The organism is Pseudoramibacter faecis, assembly GCF_036289405.1.
Taxonomy (GTDB): domain Bacteria; phylum Bacillota; class Clostridia; order Eubacteriales; family Eubacteriaceae; genus Pseudoramibacter; species Pseudoramibacter faecis.
On the sequence record NZ_JAYFFI010000002.1, the window covers coordinates 33,879 to 52,287 of the forward strand.

An 18,409-nucleotide genomic window follows, 5' to 3' on the forward strand; every position below is an offset into this window, starting at 1 on the left:
CCTTTTGAATTGGGCTACAATGATTTTACTGAGCGCTGGCGGATAGTGCGCCGACGGCGGGGCGGCCGCGCGCCCATCGTCCCATAATTTTTACAATAAGGCTGGTGATTCCATGCATATCCACGACATATTAGAGCAGGTTCGCGCCGGCGCCATGAGCGTCGACGCGGCGGAACAATTTTTGCGGCGCGAGCCCTTCGAGGAGATGGACTACGCAAAGATCGACACCCATCGCGAGCTGCGCTCCGGCTTTTCCGAGGTGATCTTCTGCGCGGGCAAGGCCGACGCCCACCTGCGGCAAATTTTCGGCCGGCTTTATGCCGAGAGCGGTCAAGTTTTCGGCACCCGCTGCTCCGAATCCCAGGCGGTCATGCTTCAGGAGGATTTTCCCCAGGCCGCCTACGATCCCCTCTCCCGCATCATTAAAATCGAAGATGCCGGCAAGGCGCCCGGCATCGGCGAGATCGCCGTGTGCACCGCCGGCACCTCCGACATCCCCGCGGCCGAAGAGGCCGCCCAGACCGCCGAATACTTCGGCACCAAGGTCACCCGCATCTTTGATGTCGGGGTCAGCGGCCTGCATCGCCTGCTCGCCCGCCTCGACGTGATTCAGCAGGTGAACTGCATTGTCGCGGTGGCCGGCATGGAAGGAGCCCTCGGTTCGGTGCTCGGCGGCCTGGTGGAAGTGCCGGTGATCGCCGTGCCGACCTCCGTGGGCTACGGCGCCAACTTCGGCGGCCTCTCCGCGCTTTTGACCATGATCAACTCCTGTGCCAACGGCATCGCTGTCGTCAATATCGACAATGGCTACGGTGCCGGTTATCTGGCGACTCAAATTAATCGATTGGCGGTGAAACAACCATGAAACCTCAAAATAAGCAGCTTTATCTCGAATGTTATGCCGGTATCAGCGGCGATATGACCGTCGCGGCCCTGCTCGATCTCGGCGCCGATCAGCAGGTGCTCGAGGCGGCGCTGGCCAGTCTTCCCCTGGAAGGCTACCGCATCGCCGTCAGCCGGGTGAACAAAGGCGGCCTCGACGCCTGTGACTTCGGCGTGATCCTCGATCACGATAACCACGACCACGACACGGCTTATCTTTACGGCGATGCCCACGGCCACGCCGGCCACCATCATCATGCCGGCCATCACCACGAAGATGCACATCACGATCCCGGCCACGCCCGCCATCACCATGCGCACGATGCCCACAGCCATCATGGCCACGGCCATCACGAACACCGCAGCCTGCCGGAAATCACCCGCATCATCCAGGCCGGCGCGCTGACACCCGGCGCCCGCGCGCTGGCCCTGCGCATTTTCGACATCCTCGCCGAGGCGGAGGCCAAAGCCCACAACAAGCCCAAAGACCAGGTGCACTTCCACGAAGTCGGCGCGGTGGATGCCATGGTCGACATCGTGGCGGCGGCGGTCTGCCTGGATAACCTCGGCATCCGGGATGTGATTGTTTCTCCGCTTTTCGAAGGCCGGGGCTCGGTGCGCTGCGCCCACGGCATTTTGCCGGTGCCCGTGCCCGCGGTGATCAATATCGCCGCGGCCCACGGGCTGCCTCTCCACCAAACCGACCGCTTCGGCGAGTGGGTCACCCCCACCGGCGCGGCCATCGCCGTCGCAGCCCGGACCCGGAAGGCGCTGCCGGCGTGTTACACCGTCGTGAAAACCGGCATTGGTGCCGGCAAACGCGACACCGGCGACATCGCCAACGTGCTGCGCGCCATGATCATCCAAAACGAAACGCCGGCCGCCGAAGAAGACACCATTCTCAAGCTCGAGACCAATATCGACGACGCCACCGGCGAATGCCTGGGCCGCGTCCTCGACCTGCTGATGGCGGCCGGCGCCCGGGACGTGCATTATCTCCCCGTTTATATGAAGAAAAACCGCCCAAGCTGCGAAATTGTCGTCATCACGGACGCCGCTCATCGCGAGGCGATAGAACGCATCATTTTCGAGGAAACCACCAGCATCGGGATCCGGCGCTGCGAGATGGCGCGTTCGGTCCTTCCCCGGGAAAACGGGACGGTCGACACGCCCCTGGGCCCGGTTCGCGTCAAGCGCTGCCGCATCGGCGAGCGCCTGCGGGTTTATCCGGAATACGCGGATATCGCGGCGATCTGCGCCGAAAAACAGCTGCCCTTTCCCGACGTTTATGCGCAGATTCTCGCCGCCTGCCAAGACCGCAGCTGATCACCGCGCACAAAAAAATCCGGAGCCGAGCTCCGGATTTTTTATGCTTTGGCGTTTTCCGCTTCTTTTTTCTCCTTCAATCGGTGAACAATGTGCTGCAGCGCCTCCTGGAAAACATCCACCACGTGTTTGTCATCCAGGGAATAAAAAACGTTGCGCCCTTCCTTTCGGAACTTCACCTGACCGTGGGCGCGCAGGATCTGCAGCTGATGCGACACCGAGGATTGACTCATCCCCAGCAGTGTCACCAAATCGTTGACACACATTTCCCGAATCGACAGCGCATAGAGAATCCGGGTGCGGTTCTCCTCTCCGAAGACTTTAAAGAAAGCCGATAACTCCTGGATATACTCATCGGGAATCATTCTATTTTTCACTTCTTCCACAGCGGACATATCGTACTCATTAACCATGCGTTAACCTCATCTTTCCCGGGCTCCGCGCTCCCCGCTGCACATTGACCCGACACCTTTCTCGTTTTCGTTAAAATTTAATTTAAAGCTTAAATGCTTAAGCTAATCTGAATTTTTTCATGTTTTTTTGCTTCATCCATGTTAAAATAAACAAGCAGATGAAGGATCACAAAGGGAGGTTATTCAGATGAAACTCAAAATAACCGTCATCATCATCGCCATTGTCATGGTGATTTCCGGGATTCTTTTGGGCTGGTCTGTCGGCATCAAGGGGCCCGTCGTCCAATCTCCCGACAGCCGGGAACACAGCTTTGAGAATTTAACGGAAAATATCATCAGCCCGCTGGTTACCGACACGCGGAAACCAAGGTCACCGGCTCGTCCATAAAGCCACGCGCGCTCGAGGTGGCTTTATTTTTTTGCCTTTACGGCAATGGCAGCGCCCGCACGGCCATTGCCGGGACCGCTCCCCGCACGCAAACCCAAGCCTCAAACCCCGGGAAACCCGGCACCGGCGCCAACGTCCAGCCCGAAAGCCCGGCGCCGACCACCTGTGCGCCTTCGCCTGTCTGGCGCACTTCAAAACGGTTCATCGGCAAGGCAAAGCCATCGCCCGTCGCCTTCATCACCGCTTCCTTCTGAGCCCAAAGCCGGAAAAAAAGCCGCTCCGCATCCGCCGATGCCGCAAGCCGCATCCCCTCGTTGGGGTGCATCAAACGCCGGGCGATAGCCTGTGCCCGCGGCCTGGCGCTGACCTTCTGCAAATCGATGCCCAGGGGACGCTCCCAAAACGCGCAGACGGCAATCCCCCCCGAATGGGACCCATTAAAATGTCGCCGCGGATCATCCGGCAAAAAAGGCTTGCCGTGTGCCGCCCGGCCAAAACGCACCGGCGAAACCACGTCCTGGTCCCGCAAAACGCGCGCTGCCAGCTCCTCAATCACCGAATGGGCCGTTCCTTTCAGCGAAACTGCCGGCGCCCAATAAATCATCAGCTTATCCATGGCTGTTCTCCCGCTGCACCTTGGCCTTAAACTGCCAGCCGCCCTGAAAATAACGAATCATGTTGACGATGATACACAGGCTCCAGCCGATGGGAATGGACCAGGCGATAGCCTGAAACCCCGCGGCCGGCGCGAGAGCGTAGGCCATCGCGATGCGAAAGACAAAATTGACCACAGTGCCCAGGAGATAAATCCCCATATCCCCGGCGCCGCGCAGCACCCCGGAGGACGCGAACATCCAGGCGAAAAGCCAATACGCCAGCGACACGATGCGGATGTAGCGCATGCCGGCCGCCACCACCCCGGCAGACTCGCGCCCCTGCACGAAAAGGCCGACCAGCGCTTCCCCCCCGATAAAAATCAGTAGGGACAGCACCACGGCGATGCCCAGCGACAACGCCATCGTCACCCGAAAGCCGGCACGTACCCGATCGACGCGGCCGGCACCGATATTCTGCGCCGTAAAAGAAGTAACAGCCATGTTCAGCGAAAGCAGCGGCTGGGTCGCAAACTGATCGATTTTATTGGCCGCCGTGTAGCCGGCGATGGTCACCGTGCCAAAGGTATTGACAAGCCCTTGCACGGCCACCGCCGACAGCGCGACGATGGTGTTCTGAACCGTCGACGGCAGGGCATAGCCAATGAGATCGGCAAGCATCTCCCGGTCGAAGACACAATCCGCCCGGCCAAGCCGCAGCACCGGCACATGCCGACGCATATAAAGGCCGCAGGTGACGGCCGAAACCCCTTGGGAGAGGGTCGTCGCGATAGCAACCCCGGCCACACCCCAATGGAAGCCGAGCACAAAAACCAGATCGCAGGTAATGTTGAGCAGCAACGTGAACACGAGAAAATACACCGGGGTTTTGGCGTCGCCGATGGCCCGGCACATGCTGGCAAACACGTTGTAGGCAAAGAGAAAAACTCCGCCCACACAATAAATCACCAGATACGTCGCCGCGTCGGCGCGAATGCCGGCCGGCACCCGGGTGAGCGCCAAAAGCCAGGGCGCCCCGATGATCCCGAAGAGCGACAGCGCAAGGCCCACCGCCCCGTTAAACACCAGACTGATATACACCGCCTGACGCATGTGCACCGGATCCGCCGCGCCGTAATATTGGGAAACCAGCACCGAACACCCCACCGAAAGCCCGGTGGCCAGACACACCAACAGCATCACGATGGTGGATGACGCCCCGACGGCGGCCAGCGCCCCCGCACCGACGAATTGCCCGACGACGATGGTGTCCACAATATTATAAAATTGCTGAAACAAATTGCCGATGAGCATCGGCAGAGAAAAAGCGAGCAAGATCCGCGTCGGATTGCCCGTCGTCATGTCCTGGGCCATCGCATCCCCCTTCTGCTGTTCGCTATTCCTGCCGGATCGGGCCGCTTCCCGCCGACGCGCAGTCGACGCATCCCCCACACCCGCTGCATCCGCCGCACCCACCGCAACCGCGGGGCAACGCGTCGTAATCAATCCATTCGGCCAGCTCCGCATTGCTCGGATATCGGCCGGCCCCCATCAGCCGGTCGTTCACGAAGAAGGCCGGCAGTGCTGTTTCGCCCAGCTTTGCCACCCGTTCCGGCGCCGAAAACGCGTCGATCCGCTCCACCGCGATACCGGCCACCGACAGCCGCGCGAGGAGCAGATCCATGCGCATATCCTCCGCACCGACCGCTGTCGCCGGCGCTTCCACCACCGTCAGCTTCATCGCGCGTCGTCCGGCCGGTGGTAGACCTGAATGCCGTCAAGCCCCCAGACCTTGTCCGAAAAGCCGCCGGCCTTGGTCTCGCTCTGAATGCGCTGCATGGTGTTCATCCGCGCATCAATCACATCGATGTGATGGAGCAACTCCGCCTCGGCAAACATCGGCCGCACCGGCGAGCCGTATTCCGGCTCATAATGATGCGCGAGCACCATGTGCTTGAGCTGCAGCACAATCTCCGGATCGATCGCGAGCTTTTTCCCATATTCGTCGATGGCCACCACCTCGGTGATGATGTGCCCGAGGAGCTTGCCCTCCGCCGAATAGTCCGACACCGATCCGTTGGCGTCCGAAAGCATCTCAACCGATTTGCCCAGATCGTGCAGCATGATCCCGGCATAAAGCAGTTCCGCGTCGATAAAGGGATACAGCGGGGTAATAGCCTTGCCCAGCCGCAACATCGACCAGGTGTGAAAAAGCAGCCCGCCCTTCAGTGCGTGGTGCATGCGCTTGGCCGCAGGAAAATACATAAGTTCCGGTTTTTTGTCGCGCACCATGGCGCCGACCAGTTTTTTCAGATCGGCATTGCCAAACGCGTCGATCGTCGCGAGCAAGTCTGCATACATCTGCTCGACATCCACCGGGGTCGTTTCCACAAAATCGTTGATGTCCACCGGGTCCCCTTCGTTGGTCAGGCGCATCCGGTTCACGATGATCTGCAGATTGCCATTGTATTCCTGAACCTTGGCTTTCACTTTGACCAATTGCCCCTCGGTGAACTCATCCTCGTCCACCGGCTTCACATCCCACATTTTGGCATTCATCCCGGTGAATTGGCTGTCGCTTAACGTCATGTTAAAATAGCGGCTGCCGTTGGTCGAGGTTTTAACCGTCTGAGATTTAATAAAGAGATAACCGAGCAGATTATCCCCTTTTTTCACTTGATTAAGCTGAATGGCTTGCATGAATTATTGTGTTCCTCCTGATGCTTCATCTGAATCTGCCTGAATTTTAATACAAAACTGCCGCTGTCTCGGCCCGTCAAACTCGGCAAAGTAAATGCCCTGCCAGGTGCCCAGCACCAGCCGGCCGTTTTCAATAATAAGCTGCTCGCTCGCGCCGAAAAGCGACGCCTTTAAATGGGCGGCAGAGTTGCCCTCTGCGTGATGGTAACCGTCTTCCCAGGGCACAATCTTGCCGATTTCCCGGGTCATATCCCGTACGACGTCCGGGTCGGTGTTTTCGTTGAAAGTCACCGCCGCCGTGGTGTGGGCCACAAAAACCGTCGCGATGCCGTTCGTCACGCCGCTTTCGCGGACGGCCTCCGCCACGGCCTCGGTAATGTCGAGCATCTGGGTATGGGCTGTCGTCCGCAGTTGTCTGCGCATGATTGGATGGGTTGTCATCGTTTGTCCCTCCTCAAATTCTTCAATGGCTTCGGTTATTTCAGCAGCGCCCGGCTGACGCTCTCGCCAAATTCGCAGATGCGAATGCCCGCGATATGCTGCACGTATTTGGAAAACTTCGCGTAGCCCTCGTCCTTCCAGCGAAATCTCGGGAAAGCCGCATGCACCAGATTGCCCAGATAGCCCAGCTCGATGCCATTCTTCCCGGCTTCTCGCACCTTGCGGACGATGAACTGTTCGATCTCGCTGCCGGAGCCGTCCGCCGAGGCCAGCCGCACCGTCTGCATCCGGCCCTGATGCCCCACCGTAAAGCGGGAGGATTCCTCCAGAAATTTCGAGAGCAGGCTGTAGCCGTAATTGCGCACGTCAAAATCCGGGTATTTGTTGTTCAGGCGGCTGCCGACCTCGCCGAGACCAGTGGCCTTGCCATTATTCTCGTTCTCGGTGATGATGCCGGCCACGGTGTTCTCGATGGTCTTGCGGGAGGTGCGGGCCGTCTTTTTCTGTTTGTGCCGCGGCGTCTCCGCCTCGCCGTCGCTGTCCTGATCAATATCCTGTTCGTAGGAATCGAGGATATTTTCCAGGCTAATGAATTTCGTGCAGGCGTTGCGGAAGGAATCCGGGGTTTTATCCTCGCCCATGCCGATCACCATCATCCCCGACTCCCGCAGGCGGCTGGCCAGGCGGGTGAAATCCGAATCGCTGGAAACGATGCAAAAGCCGTCCACCATCCCGCCGTAAAGAATATCCATCGCGTCGATGATCAGCGCCGAGTCGGTGGCGTTCTTCCCGCTGACGTTAGCAAATTGCTGAATCGGCGTGATGGATTTGGAGAGCAGCTGCTCCTTCCACTTGCTCGCGCCTGTGCTGGTCCAATCGCCATAAATCCGTTTATAGGTTGCCACGCCGTAACTGGTCATCTCATCCAAAATGCCGTCGATGTAGCGCGCCGAGATATTGTCGCCGTCGATGAGAATCGCAAAGCGTAAATCTTCCATCCTGATGCTCCTTTCTGAGCTTTATGTTTGGTCGAATCGATCGGTTCTCAATGCGCCGGCCCGTCTGCTTCCGGCAGGCGCTCCGGGCATTATGCCGGTCAATTTTTTTCTATTTTATCACAAGGCCCCGGGAAATCCCAACCTTTTGTCTGACCGTTTCCGCCCTCAATGCACCGATTCTTTATTTTTCGCCAATCTTTTTTAAATGATTTTAATTTAGATGCATTTGGCGTATAATAAAAAATAATCAATTTTATATTTGGTATCCATGCATTCAAAATAAGGAGAGAATCATGCAACTTTACGAAACAACCGTTACCAAAATCGTTCGGGAAACCAGCGATTCATACAGCTTTTTCACGCGCATCCCCGAAGACTACACCTGGCAGGCCGGCCAACACGCTCTCTGGAAACTTTCGGGTTATGACGTTGCGGAAGACGACCGGCCTTCCCGCATCTTCACCATCGCTTCGGCGCCGGAAGACGGCTTCTTGATGTTCACCACGCGCATCGCCGATCCCCATTCCAGCTTCAAAGACGTCCTGCTTCACCAGCTGAAGGTGGGCGATCCCATGCTCGTCGCCAACCCCAAGGGCGATTTCACTTTCCACCGCGATCATCCGCAGTCTCTGGTCATCGCCGGAGGCATCGGCATCACGCCGATCCGCTCCCTGCTTGCCCACGCCGCCGTCCAGAACGCCGATCCGGGTCACAAAATCACCGTGTTCTATTCCGACGACCGCGGCGAATTCTGCTACGGCGATTTCTGGAAGAAGACCGAGGCCGCCATGCCCAACCTCGAGCTGCATCTGATTTCCGATCGCGACGAATTCACCGAACGGGTCAATACCTTCGCCAAAACCGTCGGCAACGACGCCGAATACCTCATTGCCGGCTCCCCGGGGATGAACAAGGCGTTCACCGCCACCCTGACGGGTCTCGGCGTCGCCGAAGACCAAATCGTCGTCGACAACTTCATGGGCTATTAAACCCGAACATCTGAACAGAGGCCCGGCCTCTGTTTTTTGATGTGTTTATGATTTTACTTTCGTTTTGCCTTTCACTTGATCTTTCGTGTTACAATAGCCCATAAAATAATTCAAAGGAGATCCTTATGAGTCAACCCAAAAAAATAACCGGCGGGCTTGCCCTGGCCGCCGGCACCGCCATCGGTGCGGGCTACGGCATTGCCAAGGGCGTTCACAAGGCGGTCCGCCAGACCCACGCGCGACCCGTCTTCGGGCTGATCTGCCCCATGGAGGAAGAAACCGCGCCTTTCCGCGAGTCCATGGACATCGCGAAAACCACCCGCTTTTCCGGACTGGTTTTTTATGAAGGCATGCTCTGGGGGCAGCGCGCCGTGCTGGTGCAGTGCGGCGTCGGCAAGGTCAACGCGGCCGTCTGCGCCCAGGCACTGTGCTCTCATTTCCCCATTACCTATCTGATTAACATCGGCGTCGCCGGCACCACCCGCCCCGGGGTGCGTCAGGGGGATCTCGTGCTCTCCACCGACGCCATTCAGCACGACGTGGACGTTACCGTGCGCGGCTTTGCCCCTGGAGAAATCCCGGACATGGCCGATTCCGATTTTCAGGCGGATGCGATGCTCATCGATCTGGCCACCCGGGCTTTTGATCTCGAATCCGAAGCGATGGACGGCGCCAATCTATTCACCGGACGGATTGTCTCCGGCGATCAATTCATCGCCGGCGGAGCGCGCGCCGATACGATTCAGGCGACCTTCGATCCCTGCGCGGTCGAGATGGAAGGCGCCGCCGTGGCCCACGCGGCCACCCTCAACAATGTACCCTTCCTGATCGTCCGCGCCATCTCAGACAATGCCGACGAGGACGCGCCCAGCGTTTCCTATCCGGAATTTCTGCCCTTGGCCATTGTTCACACCGCAACCCTGGTTCGCCGGATGCTCGCCCTTGCCGGGGACGCAGCCGATGCCTGATCCCTTCCGTTAAAAAACGCCGCTCAGCGATAGGCACATCGCTGAACGGCGTTTTTCGTTTGGATTTAAAGCTCGCTTTGATACTCAGCTTTTAATTTTTCGAAGGTTTCCTCGCTGATCACATGCTCCATCTCGCAGGCGTCGTGTTCGGCCTGCTCCGGCGCCACACCGAGCGAGACCAGATGTTTGGTTAAAAAACGATGCCGCTCATACACATTCTGGGCGATGGTCATGCCCGTTTCCGTCAGATGCAGGGAGCCGTCGTCGTCCATCAGCAAAAACCCCTGCTCCCGCAGCGTCTTCACCGCGTGGCTGACCGACGCCTTGGAAAAATGCAGCTGCCGGGCAATATCGATGGAATGCACCGCCTGACCCGGCCCCTTCTTTTCGGCAATCATCAAAACCGCCTCGAGATAATCCTCTTTTGATTTGCCCAACGTCATGCTTTCGCTTCTCCCTTCGTGATTTTGCACCGCGCGATGGCCGATCGTCGTTAACTCTAACTAACACCATTTTACGGGATCCCGCCCCATAAGTCAACCCAATCTAACCATTTATTTTCACCGATGCGCACGCAAAAAAGAAAATGCCCGCAGGCATCTTCTTAGATGATTGGGATCACATGGATTCCGGCGCGTCGACGCCCAGAATCCCCAGCACGTTTTCGAGCACCTGCCGGCAGGCCAAAATGAGCTTGATGCGGGCGCGCATCAGCTCCGCGTCGTCCACCCGCACCCGGCATTCGTTATAGAAGGTGTGAAAGGCCGAGGCAAGCCGCTGGGCGTAGTGCACCATGCGGCTCGGATCCATTTTATGCTCCGCCGCCACGATGGTTTCCGGGAAATCGGAGAGCACCGAAAGGAGCTCCAGCTCCTTGGGGTTGGTCAGCAGCCTCAGTTTGGCCGGCGCCGCCAGATCCGCCTCGCTGCCCAGCTGGCGCAGAATGCTTGCGATCCGCGCGTGGGCGTACTGCACATAAAACACCGGATTGTCGTTGGACTGTTCGACGGCCAGGTCCAGATCGAAATCGAAGTGGCTGTCCGGCGAGCGCAGGTTGAAAAACACTCGCGCCGCATCGATGCCCACCATGTCGAGCAGCTCCGTGAGGCCGATGGCCTTGCCCTGCCGCTTGGACATGCGCACCGGTTCGCCGTCGCGGATCAGGCGCACCAGCTGCATCGTCACGATGTCCAGCCGGCTCGCGTCCACCCCCGCCGCAGCGATCGCCGCCTTGAGCCTTGCGATGTGCCCGTGATGATCCGCCCCCCAAACGTTGACCGCCCGATCGAAGCCCCGGGTCAAAAGTTTGTTCAGATGATAGGCGATGTCCCCCATGAAATAGGTGGGCAGGCCGTTCTGCCGGATGAGCACGTCGTCCTTCTCGCAGCCGTAATCCGTGGTTTTAAACCAGGTGGCGCCTTCTTTTTCATAAGTCGCGCCCTTGTCCTTGAGGAGATTGAGCGCCCGCTCGATTTCCCCGTCGTCGTACATGCTCTGCTCGGAAAACCACACGTCGTAATGCACGCCGTAGCTTTCCATGTCCCTGTGCATCTGCCGGAGATTCTTCTTTAAGGCGTAATCCACAAAAATGGCCTTGCGCGCCTCCGACGTCTGATCGAGCATCGGGCGCACCGCAGCCTCTCCGCCGTTTTCTGCGATGTATTCTTCCATGTGGACGCGGATATCCGCCCCCTGATAGCCGTCTTCCGGAAAGGGAATGTCTTCTCCGAGGAGCTGGCGGAAGCGCGCGTCCAGCGAGTCGCCGAATTTCGCGATCTGATTGCCCGCGTCGTTCACATAAAATTCCCGGGTCACGTCGTAGCCCGTCCAGGCCGCGACCTCGGCCAGCACGTCGCCGATGGCCCCGCCCCGGGCGTTGCCCATATGCATCGGCCCCGTCGGATTGGCCGAGACGAATTCGAGGTTGTAGGTCTTGCCGGCGTTGCCCGTCGTGCGGCCGTAATCCGCGCCCTTCGCTTCAATTTCGCCGATGACTTTGTAGTGCCAGGCCGGATCCAGGGTGAAATTGATGAAGCCCGATCCCGCGACCGAGACCGCCTTCACATAGGTATCCGTCTTGTCAAAATGGGCAACGATGGCCTCGGCAATCGCCCGGGGCGCCATATGGGCCTGGCCCGGCAGCTGCATCGCCACGTTGGTCGAGTAATCGCCGAACTGCGCCTCCCGGGGCACCTCCAGCTGGATTGCCGGCAGATGTGCGATCGAAAAGGCGCCGCTCGTCACCGCGGCGTTTACCGCTTCTTCGACGGCGGCCTTCAAATCGTTTTCCAGTTGCTCTCTGATATACATGTTCTCCTCCGCTTCCGCAAAAAGTCCGGGTTACTTTCTGTCCCGGACTTCAATCGTCATGGTATTGACGCTATTCGTTTTGCCTTCCACGCCGATGACATAATCCAAATGGATCTGCACCGGCTCGTTCGCTTCGTTTCGGTCGACGATGATCGCCCGGGTCTGAATCGACAGCGGCACATCGCCGAAGGGCGTGGTGTACATCGCGACACAGCGCCTGCCCTTTTCAAACTCCATTAGCGCGTTGACGGTGCCCAGGCGAATCACCGAAACCTTATCCGATTCGAGGCGGACCGTCGTCGTGGTGCCCGACATTCCGGAAACCTCCGTCTCTCGGTAGCTCAGGCATTCGGCGTCGCTCTCGCGGTAAAAGGCACCCTCGGTCACAAATTCGGTGCGGTCGGTATCGCCCTGAGCCGTCACCTCGCTGACGATCGACAGCCAGACGCGTTTCCCGCCCGGATGATTTTCCATTGTTTCTGTCATGGCTTTTCCTTTCCGCGAGCTACGCCCGGGTGTAATCGGTCACCCGTTTGCGCGCGGCCGTCGCGATGATCCGCTCGACCAGCTCGGCATAGCTCACGCCCATATGCTGCCACATCATCGGGTACATGCTGATGTCCGTAAAGCCCGGGAGGGTGTTCACTTCATTAATATAAAGAGCCCCACCGCGCCGGTCGACAAAAAAGTCGACCCGGGACAGACCGGAGCCGTCGATCGCCGCAAAGGCCTTCGCCGCAAAGCCGCGGATCTGAGCCGTGGTCGCGTCATCGATCGGCGCCGGAATCACGATCTGCGAATCCTGATCGTCGGCGTATTTCGCTTCGTAGTCGTAGAATTCCTTGCTGGCCACCACTTCCCCAGGCAGCGTCGTCTGGATCGTCCCCTGCTCTTCGAGCACCGCGCATTCGATTTCCCGGGCGTCGACGAAGGTTTCGACCAGAATTTTGCTGTCGTAGATCAAGGCCTTTTTAACCCCGGCGATAAGCTCTGCCCGGTCGTGGGCCTTGGTGATCCCCACCGACGAGCCCATGTTCACCGGCTTGATGAACAGCGGATAGCCCAATTCCTCCGCCGAGGCGATCTGTGCCGCCGGATCCCGCTGCCAGTCCGCGGCGTGAAACGCGCGGTAGGGCACCACGGGAATGCCGGCCTTCTCGAACAAAATTTTCGAGACGACCTTGTCCATCCCCACCGCCGAGGCCAAAACGCCGCAGCCCACATAGGGCTTGCCCATCATCTCGAAGACGCCCTGAATGGTGCCGTCCTCGCCCATAGGGCCGTGCATGATCGGAAAGAACACGTCGATGGCGCGCATCGCCGGATCGGTCAGCAGGGAAAAATCCTCCCGCAGATGCCCGGCATCGGCCTCCCAGGAGCCGTCGGGCAGCTTGGCCCAGTCCCCGGTATAAATCAGCCAGCGGCCGTCCTTGGTGATGCCGATGGTGGTGATGTCGTATTTTTCCCGGTCGATCACCTGCAAAACATTGTACGCCGAGACCCGGGCCACTTCGTGCTCGCCGGACTGTCCGCCGAAAACGACCCCGAGTTTGATTTTATCTGCCATATTGCCTCCTGATCCCCGCTTCCTTTAAAGGCGATCCGCCCGAAGGGTTTCTTCTGTGATGACGATCACCCCGGCGTCCATCAACGCCTGCGCCGCGATGCCGTTTCCCGCCGTCAGGCGGTGGGCAAAGCTGCCGTCGTAAATTTCGCCGCAGCCGCAGGCCGGGCTGCGCGCTTTGAAAATCGCCAGCCGACAGCCGTGAGCCTTGGCCCGGGCCACCGCCCGGGCCGCGCCGCGTTCGTAGGCCGCGGTGACGTCACAATTTTGTTTATTATACACTTTCCGTTTGGCCCCCGCCACCCTTATTTCCGCCGGAACGCGCGGAATCTTAAGCCCGCCGGCCACCTCCGGGCAGACGATCACCGCCCGGCCGGCTGCCATCAGCGCCTGCACCCGCGCATCGGCGTTGCTCCTGCCGTCGTAGCGGCAGGCCGTCCCCGCCAGACACGCGGAAACGAGCACCTGCTCCGCCGGGTCCGCAAGCAGGGCCCGCCAGGATTTAAGATCTTGCCCTTTCATCGGCCGCCTCCTCGTTCGGTTTGCGTTTTGCCTTTTGCTTTTGATGATTCCTATCTTAACCGAAACCCCGCCTGGCGGCAAAATTTTTTTCGCCGCTCGCCCATTAACGATTGCATCGCTGCTCCCGGATGTTTAAACTGACGTTATCACAAACACCGAGGAGGTTTCGCCATGACTTTTTCCGAACAGGTTTATGCCCTGGTTGCCCGCATTCCCGCAGGCCGCGTCGCCACCTACGGCCAGCTTGCCGCGATGCTCGGCCGGCCCCGCGGCGCGCGCACGGTGGGTTTTGCCATGCGCCATTGCCCGGAGGCGCTGCCCTGGCAGCGGGTGGTGCACGCCGACGGCCGGATTGCCGGCGGCCAGGCGGATCTGCGCCGGGCGGTGCTCGCCCGGGAGGACGTGCCCTTTCTGCCCGACGGCCGGGTGGATGTGACCGCCTGCCGCTGGGAGGGATGAGCCGCGGCCCGCAGGGATATCATCCTGCTTTTTTCGCAAAATTTTACCCCCTTTTAGCTTATTTTTACTTTTTTCTTGTCTTCTTCCCCGGAAACTCTTAAAATAATCTTATTCATTATTGAAATCAACCAAAACGAGGGAGGATTAAGAAAATGCACGATTGGCGACGAATGATGCTGGGTTTGGGCATGCTGGTGGTGGCTTTTGGGCTTTTCGCGCTGCCCGTGACCGCCGCCGCCCCGCAGATAACGGCCGTCACGATCTCCGGCACCCCCAACACCCAAGCCCATGGCGCCGCCGTTTTCGACCCGGTGCAGGTCCGGATCACCGCCGACCACTTCACCGACGACAACCTGCTGACTCCGGCCGGCCTCGGCTGGAACCGCGACAGCCGGGTGGTGCCGCTTTCGGGGCGGCAGTCGGCCGCATCAACAGCGAAAGCTTCTGGACGCGCAATAATCCGCAGCAGCCAGTCACGGCTTATGCGCTGACCGCCGGCACCGCCGGGCGCATCACCCATGTGGGCGACACCCGCGCCGGCACCCGGCTCGATTTGCTCTATATCGTCACCGAGACGGACGCGGCCTGGTGGCAGGCACACAGCGATTACGCCGGAGCGTTTCGCGTGCACGGCATCGCCTTCACCGGCGAGCCGTATCTGAAAAACACGACAAACAACGCCATCGTCGTGCTTTATAACGGGGCAAACCGGGTGAGCATTCATTACCGGATCGTCCGGGAGGGCACCAATACAGAAGTCCCGGTGCTGGTTTCGTTTATCGCCACCGATATCGACGTCTCCCAGGGGGTTAAGACCAATCTGCACAACCTGGCCCACCTGATCCCAAAGGGAACCCACCTTCGGGAGGCCGGCGGGGTGATTTACGACCAAAGCAGCGACGCCCAAAATCCCTATGGCAAAGATTTAAACGGGGCGGCCGACCTGCCCGCCGGCGGCTATCTGGGCGTGTGCTTTAACAGCCATTTTGATTACACCTTTTATGCGCCGGCGCCGGCCAATGCCGGCGTTTACCGGACGGCCTCCGGAGTGCGCTACGATCTTTTCGGCTCGGCCCTGCAGGCGAAGGTCGCCGTGGACCGCCAAACCCATCTGACGGTCCGTTCCCAGGACGACAGCGGAAAGGCTTTAAAACCCGAGCAGGAGCTTAAAAGCCTGAACACCTTTGCCGCATCTCCCGCCGCGCCCAAAATCCCAAAATTTCGTTTGACGAAAACGCAAACCCAAACCCCCGCCCCGGACGAAAAACGCCTCACCTATACCTATACGCCGGAAACCACCCTCACTATCCGCGCGGTGGATCAGGCAAGCGGCAAGCTCCTGGCCCCGGCGCGGACCCTCACTTTGCTCAAGGGGCAGCGCTACCGCATTGCCCCGCCGGCCATCCGGGGCTACCGGCCGCCAAAGGGGCAGACGGTGATTGCCGCGGCGGACCAGACCGTCACCTTGGGCTACCGGAAGATAACCCCTTCAAAGCAAACAAACCGACCCCAAACGCGCCGGGCGGCGTCAACAAAGCGATCTGCTCCCAAAAGAACGGCTGCGGCCTCACGGCCCCAGGCGAAGCCGGCGGGGCCCGCCGCGCCAAAGCCGAAGAAGGGCAAAGCCAAGAAAAAGATTGATTGGTTTGAGAAGAATACGGGGATTAAAAAAGACGGCAAGGATCAAAGGGGCAAAAAAATCAACGAGCAAAAGGTTTTCTTTGATGTGCTTAAAGCCATTGAACAGGATGGTAAAAAACATCACAAAAGCGCGGCCGAGATCAAACGAGATCAATTTTATTTTATGGGCGCTGTCAACTATGGCGGCGGCAATTTACCAAGCATTCCCCAGATAATAACCTCAAGGGTAGGCAGTAAAAATTATTCTCGTGCCTCTTTGGCAAATATTGCGGGGAAAAAGAACTCGAAAGATTTTTATAAATTATTACGTAATTCACATAAGATTGACTTTTCACATATGGGGATCGCTGCCGCAGGGGCATTAGACCGCAGTAATCGGGCAAAGTTTCCGCAAAGTTTTATGACCGCACCGTTATCGCCGCTTAGATTTATGAACTTCCCCGGAATAATAATTAATGAAACAGTTTCCCACGGTCTTGTTAACTTTTTCTATCATAAAGTAGGAAATAAACTGATGCCAAAACGAACCTTTCAATACGAGATAAATCATTGGGTGGTTTTAAATGGTTATTATGGCGATTGGGTCACAGAACATGGCCATATTAATAAAGCGGACCTGAACACAGATCTTGATCTTTACAACATTATCCATTCAAAAAAGCCGCTGCGAACCACATTGAAAAAGTATTACAATCGCCCTAACACAAAACAGAAGCCGTTGCTAAAAAAATCGCGAAGCAAAGCCAAAAGAAATCTATCCGAAACGCATAAAGCTATCCGATTGACCACATCACTGGCCATGCTTGCCTTGGCCGGGTGGGGCATTATCCGTTCGGTAAAAAAGAAACTTTCTAACGGAAAGAAAACAATCGGCAAGCTTTTTCATCGCCTTTTCAAAAGAAAAAAATCTAAAAAATCCAAAAGGAAACGTCGCTCCTCAAAACCCAGATTAAAAAAATCAAAGCATTATAAAAAACGGAAATTTAAAAAAGCCCGTATAAAATCCAAGACACACCACAAAACCAACCATCGTTTAAAGAGAGGAAACCACCATGCAAAGAAACAAAAAGCGAAAAAGAAGCCTCGGTAGGATACTGCTCACCGTTTATGTGGTTGTCGCGGCGACAATCTTCTTCTGCGGCTACAACCTCTATCATTATGCTTTTTATTACGCCACCCATATGCCTCACGCCAAGAACGAATACCCTGTGGTTCGGGAAATCTCGCACCTGCTGCCGAGCACGGTCAATCAAAAATATCACAGCAGCATTAACGCGAATGAAGGTACCCGGGATGAATTTGCAGCAGGCTATATACGCGCTTATAATGTTTTTCAAAAGGGAGATTTATGGACCATGGATGTTTCTGGTGCAGAATATTATCCTTTCGCCGATGGCGAAGATTTTGTTGGCATTGACTTCGATAAAAATTACAAGGCCGGAAAAATATACTCCTATTTGGAAACAAGAAATTCAAAATCTGAACACAAATGGCTTTACACCCCTTTAAAAGATTTTTCGCAGCGCCTGAAAAACGAATCCCCCAAGCCCATCATCAATCTGCAGTGGCTTTATAATCTCAGTGTGAAGTTTCGGCCGAATACAGAAACGTACTAGTAATATTGATGTCAAAATGTGTGAATGAAACCAAAAAAATGTAAACCCCTTTTGATCGCCGCAGGCATCGCGCTGCTTGGCCTGCTGTTGGTAAAGGGCCTTATCGCCTGGAACCTGAGTGAATACGCTTATTACTACGCCACCCGCATGCCCCACGCCAAGAACGAATATCCCATTGTCCGGGAATTAGAGTATTGCCCTCTGCCAGACGACATTAACCGGGAATTTCCCAATGCGCACAACCAACATACCCGAAGCAACTTTGGCAGCATTGATGCCAAAAATGTTTTACAAAAGGGGGATCGCCTAGAAATAAGCGGCATGGGCCTCTTTTATTATCCTGTCGAGGCATATGACGCACAATATATCGCTTTCTATTTTAATAAAAATTATAAAATTATTAGATGTGATATTTATGACCTAATATTCTCAAAATCCGATCGTGCCCGCATCCTTCACGTTCTGGATCGGCTGACCCTGCGGCTGAAAAGGGAATCCCCCGAACCGCTCATTAACCTTCAAAAGATCTACAACGAGCGCGTTAAAAATCGGCCGAACCCGGAGGCCTACGTTAGCGTTTAAATAGCGAGTGCTAAACC

The 18,409-nt window shown here is 57.2% G+C and carries 22 protein-coding genes; 10 read left to right on the forward strand and 12 right to left on the reverse strand.

The annotated features are described in order from the left end of the window. Positions 1-112 precede the first annotated feature (112 nt). Both larB and larC read left to right on the forward strand, forming a co-directional pair. Positions 113-865: a nickel pincer cofactor biosynthesis protein LarB gene (larB, locus tag V3C63_RS02780; protein WP_329886304.1), complete on the forward strand. Its 753-nt coding sequence runs from the start codon at positions 113-115 to the stop codon at positions 863-865. Next, entirely contained in the window at positions 862-2,208 is a 1,347-nt protein-coding gene (gene larC / locus V3C63_RS02785; RefSeq protein WP_329886305.1) for a nickel pincer cofactor biosynthesis protein LarC, read from the forward strand. The genes larB and larC overlap by 4 nt, the downstream gene beginning before the upstream one ends. 41 nt (positions 2,209-2,249) lie before the next feature. Here the strand turns inward: larC and V3C63_RS02790 are convergent, their stop codons facing one another. Beyond that, entirely contained in the window at positions 2,250-2,621 is a 372-nt protein-coding gene (locus V3C63_RS02790; protein ID WP_329886306.1) for an ArsR/SmtB family transcription factor, read from the reverse strand. Positions 2,622-2,808: 187 nt separating this feature from the next. Here V3C63_RS02790 and V3C63_RS02795 point away from each other — a divergent pair, with 187 nt between their 5' ends. Then, positions 2,809-3,009 carry a hypothetical protein gene (locus V3C63_RS02795; RefSeq protein WP_329886307.1) on the forward strand — a complete coding sequence of 67 codons (201 nt, stop codon included), beginning with the start codon at positions 2,809-2,811 and terminating at the stop codon, positions 3,007-3,009. 37 nt (positions 3,010-3,046) lie between these two features. On the opposite strand, the gene V3C63_RS02800 is transcribed toward V3C63_RS02795, so the two are convergent. Genes V3C63_RS02800 through V3C63_RS02825 form a run of 6 tightly spaced genes read right to left on the reverse strand, consistent with a single transcriptional unit; the run spans position 3,047 to position 7,741 of the window. Next, complete coding sequence (locus tag V3C63_RS02800; protein ID WP_329886308.1) at positions 3,047-3,625, reverse strand: 4'-phosphopantetheinyl transferase family protein; 579 nt, start codon at positions 3,623-3,625, stop codon at positions 3,047-3,049. Next, a complete protein-coding gene (locus tag V3C63_RS02805) occupies positions 3,618-4,976 on the reverse strand; it encodes an MATE family efflux transporter (protein ID WP_329886309.1) in 1,359 nt (452 codons plus the stop codon). The genes V3C63_RS02800 and V3C63_RS02805 overlap by 8 nt, the downstream gene beginning before the upstream one ends. 22 nt (positions 4,977-4,998) lie before the next feature. After that, on the reverse strand, positions 4,999-5,343 hold the full coding sequence (locus tag V3C63_RS02810) for an arsenic metallochaperone ArsD family protein (protein WP_329886310.1): 345 nt from the start codon (positions 5,341-5,343) through the stop codon (positions 4,999-5,001). Then, positions 5,340-6,302, reverse strand: a complete 963-nt coding sequence (locus tag V3C63_RS02815; protein WP_329886311.1) for a 3'-5' exoribonuclease YhaM family protein — start codon at positions 6,300-6,302, stop codon at positions 5,340-5,342. The genes V3C63_RS02810 and V3C63_RS02815 overlap by 4 nt, the downstream gene beginning before the upstream one ends. A 3-nt stretch (positions 6,303-6,305) precedes the next feature. Next, positions 6,306-6,743, reverse strand: coding sequence for a secondary thiamine-phosphate synthase enzyme YjbQ (locus V3C63_RS02820; protein WP_329886312.1), 438 nt, complete (start codon positions 6,741-6,743; stop codon positions 6,306-6,308). A gap of 35 nt (positions 6,744-6,778) precedes the next feature. Next, the gene (locus V3C63_RS02825) at positions 6,779-7,741 is read right to left on the reverse strand and encodes an NYN domain-containing protein (RefSeq protein ID WP_329886313.1); all 963 of its coding nucleotides are present in this window, start codon (positions 7,739-7,741) and stop codon (positions 6,779-6,781) included. A 293-nt stretch (positions 7,742-8,034) separates the two neighbouring features. Here V3C63_RS02825 and V3C63_RS02830 point away from each other — a divergent pair, with 293 nt between their 5' ends. Together V3C63_RS02830 and V3C63_RS02835 are read left to right on the forward strand one after the other, a co-directional pair. Beyond that, entirely contained in the window at positions 8,035-8,730 is a 696-nt protein-coding gene (locus tag V3C63_RS02830; protein WP_329886314.1) for a ferredoxin--NADP reductase, read from the forward strand. Positions 8,731-8,855: 125 nt separating this feature from the next. Then, positions 8,856-9,698 carry a 5'-methylthioadenosine/adenosylhomocysteine nucleosidase gene (locus V3C63_RS02835; RefSeq protein WP_329886315.1) on the forward strand — a complete coding sequence of 281 codons (843 nt, stop codon included), beginning with the start codon at positions 8,856-8,858 and terminating at the stop codon, positions 9,696-9,698. A 65-nt stretch (positions 9,699-9,763) separates the two neighbouring features. Here V3C63_RS02835 and V3C63_RS02840 read toward each other — a convergent pair whose 3' ends face one another. The 5 genes from V3C63_RS02840 to V3C63_RS02860 form a co-directional block, all read right to left on the reverse strand. Further along, entirely contained in the window at positions 9,764-10,141 is a 378-nt protein-coding gene (locus tag V3C63_RS02840) for a metal-dependent transcriptional regulator (protein ID WP_006599189.1), read from the reverse strand. 175 nt (positions 10,142-10,316) lie between these two features. Further along, a complete protein-coding gene (gene argS, locus V3C63_RS02845) occupies positions 10,317-12,008 on the reverse strand; it encodes an arginine--tRNA ligase (protein ID WP_329886316.1) in 1,692 nt (563 codons plus the stop codon). 30 nt (positions 12,009-12,038) lie between these two features. Beyond that, positions 12,039-12,494 carry a YwiB family protein gene (locus V3C63_RS02850; protein ID WP_329886317.1) on the reverse strand — a complete coding sequence of 152 codons (456 nt, stop codon included), beginning with the start codon at positions 12,492-12,494 and terminating at the stop codon, positions 12,039-12,041. A 19-nt stretch (positions 12,495-12,513) separates the two neighbouring features. Next, positions 12,514-13,575 carry a D-alanine--D-alanine ligase family protein gene (locus V3C63_RS02855; RefSeq protein WP_329886318.1) on the reverse strand — a complete coding sequence of 354 codons (1,062 nt, stop codon included), beginning with the start codon at positions 13,573-13,575 and terminating at the stop codon, positions 12,514-12,516. Between the two features lie 24 nt (positions 13,576-13,599). Further along, the gene (locus V3C63_RS02860; protein ID WP_329886319.1) at positions 13,600-14,094 is read right to left on the reverse strand and encodes a 2-thiouracil desulfurase family protein; all 495 of its coding nucleotides are present in this window, start codon (positions 14,092-14,094) and stop codon (positions 13,600-13,602) included. Positions 14,095-14,265: 171 nt separating this feature from the next. Between V3C63_RS02860 and V3C63_RS02865 the strand changes: the two genes are divergently transcribed. The 5 genes from V3C63_RS02865 to V3C63_RS02885 all read left to right on the forward strand — a co-directional run bounded on the left by V3C63_RS02865 (position 14,266) and on the right by V3C63_RS02885 (position 18,392). After that, positions 14,266-14,553 carry an MGMT family protein gene (locus tag V3C63_RS02865; protein WP_329886320.1) on the forward strand — a complete coding sequence of 96 codons (288 nt, stop codon included), beginning with the start codon at positions 14,266-14,268 and terminating at the stop codon, positions 14,551-14,553. Positions 14,554-14,705: 152 nt separating this feature from the next. After that, positions 14,706-15,044: a hypothetical protein gene (locus V3C63_RS02870; protein WP_329886321.1), complete on the forward strand. Its 339-nt coding sequence runs from the start codon at positions 14,706-14,708 to the stop codon at positions 15,042-15,044. Between the two features lie 29 nt (positions 15,045-15,073). Further along, a complete protein-coding gene (locus V3C63_RS02875) occupies positions 15,074-17,284 on the forward strand; it encodes a MucBP domain-containing protein (RefSeq protein ID WP_329886322.1) in 2,211 nt (736 codons plus the stop codon). Continuing rightward, positions 17,247-17,810, forward strand: coding sequence for a hypothetical protein (locus V3C63_RS02880; protein ID WP_329886323.1), 564 nt, complete (start codon positions 17,247-17,249; stop codon positions 17,808-17,810). Before V3C63_RS02875 ends, V3C63_RS02880 begins: the two co-directional genes overlap by 38 nt. A 24-nt stretch (positions 17,811-17,834) precedes the next feature. Continuing rightward, positions 17,835-18,392, forward strand: coding sequence for a hypothetical protein (locus tag V3C63_RS02885; protein WP_329886324.1), 558 nt, complete (start codon positions 17,835-17,837; stop codon positions 18,390-18,392). Positions 18,393-18,409: the final 17 nt, after the last annotated feature.

Coding starts and splice junctions, on each gene's coding strand:
- V3C63_RS02880 (WP_329886323.1), top strand. CDS start 17,247: ATGCAAAGAAACAAAAAGCGAAAAAGAAGCCTCGGTAGGATACTGCTC.
- V3C63_RS02840 (WP_006599189.1), bottom strand. CDS start 10,141: ATGACGTTGGGCAAATCAAAAGAGGATTATCTCGAGGCGGTTTTGATG.
- V3C63_RS02855 (WP_329886318.1), bottom strand. CDS start 13,575: ATGGCAGATAAAATCAAACTCGGGGTCGTTTTCGGCGGACAGTCCGGC.
- V3C63_RS02790 (WP_329886306.1), bottom strand. CDS start 2,621: ATGGTTAATGAGTACGATATGTCCGCTGTGGAAGAAGTGAAAAATAGA.
- argS (WP_329886316.1), bottom strand. CDS start 12,008: ATGTATATCAGAGAGCAACTGGAAAACGATTTGAAGGCCGCCGTCGAA.
- V3C63_RS02870 (WP_329886321.1), top strand. CDS start 14,706: ATGCACGATTGGCGACGAATGATGCTGGGTTTGGGCATGCTGGTGGTG.
- V3C63_RS02885 (WP_329886324.1), top strand. CDS start 17,835: ATGAAACCAAAAAAATGTAAACCCCTTTTGATCGCCGCAGGCATCGCG.
- V3C63_RS02860 (WP_329886319.1), bottom strand. CDS start 14,094: ATGAAAGGGCAAGATCTTAAATCCTGGCGGGCCCTGCTTGCGGACCCG.
- V3C63_RS02865 (WP_329886320.1), top strand. CDS start 14,266: ATGACTTTTTCCGAACAGGTTTATGCCCTGGTTGCCCGCATTCCCGCA.
- larB (WP_329886304.1), top strand. CDS start 113: ATGCATATCCACGACATATTAGAGCAGGTTCGCGCCGGCGCCATGAGC.
- V3C63_RS02815 (WP_329886311.1), bottom strand. CDS start 6,302: ATGCAAGCCATTCAGCTTAATCAAGTGAAAAAAGGGGATAATCTGCTC.
- V3C63_RS02825 (WP_329886313.1), bottom strand. CDS start 7,741: ATGGAAGATTTACGCTTTGCGATTCTCATCGACGGCGACAATATCTCG.
- V3C63_RS02810 (WP_329886310.1), bottom strand. CDS start 5,343: ATGAAGCTGACGGTGGTGGAAGCGCCGGCGACAGCGGTCGGTGCGGAG.
- V3C63_RS02795 (WP_329886307.1), top strand. CDS start 2,809: ATGAAACTCAAAATAACCGTCATCATCATCGCCATTGTCATGGTGATT.
- larC (WP_329886305.1), top strand. CDS start 862: ATGAAACCTCAAAATAAGCAGCTTTATCTCGAATGTTATGCCGGTATC.
- V3C63_RS02835 (WP_329886315.1), top strand. CDS start 8,856: ATGAGTCAACCCAAAAAAATAACCGGCGGGCTTGCCCTGGCCGCCGGC.
- V3C63_RS02800 (WP_329886308.1), bottom strand. CDS start 3,625: ATGGATAAGCTGATGATTTATTGGGCGCCGGCAGTTTCGCTGAAAGGA.
- V3C63_RS02805 (WP_329886309.1), bottom strand. CDS start 4,976: ATGGCCCAGGACATGACGACGGGCAATCCGACGCGGATCTTGCTCGCT.
- V3C63_RS02850 (WP_329886317.1), bottom strand. CDS start 12,494: ATGACAGAAACAATGGAAAATCATCCGGGCGGGAAACGCGTCTGGCTG.
- V3C63_RS02830 (WP_329886314.1), top strand. CDS start 8,035: ATGCAACTTTACGAAACAACCGTTACCAAAATCGTTCGGGAAACCAGC.
- V3C63_RS02820 (WP_329886312.1), bottom strand. CDS start 6,743: ATGACAACCCATCCAATCATGCGCAGACAACTGCGGACGACAGCCCAT.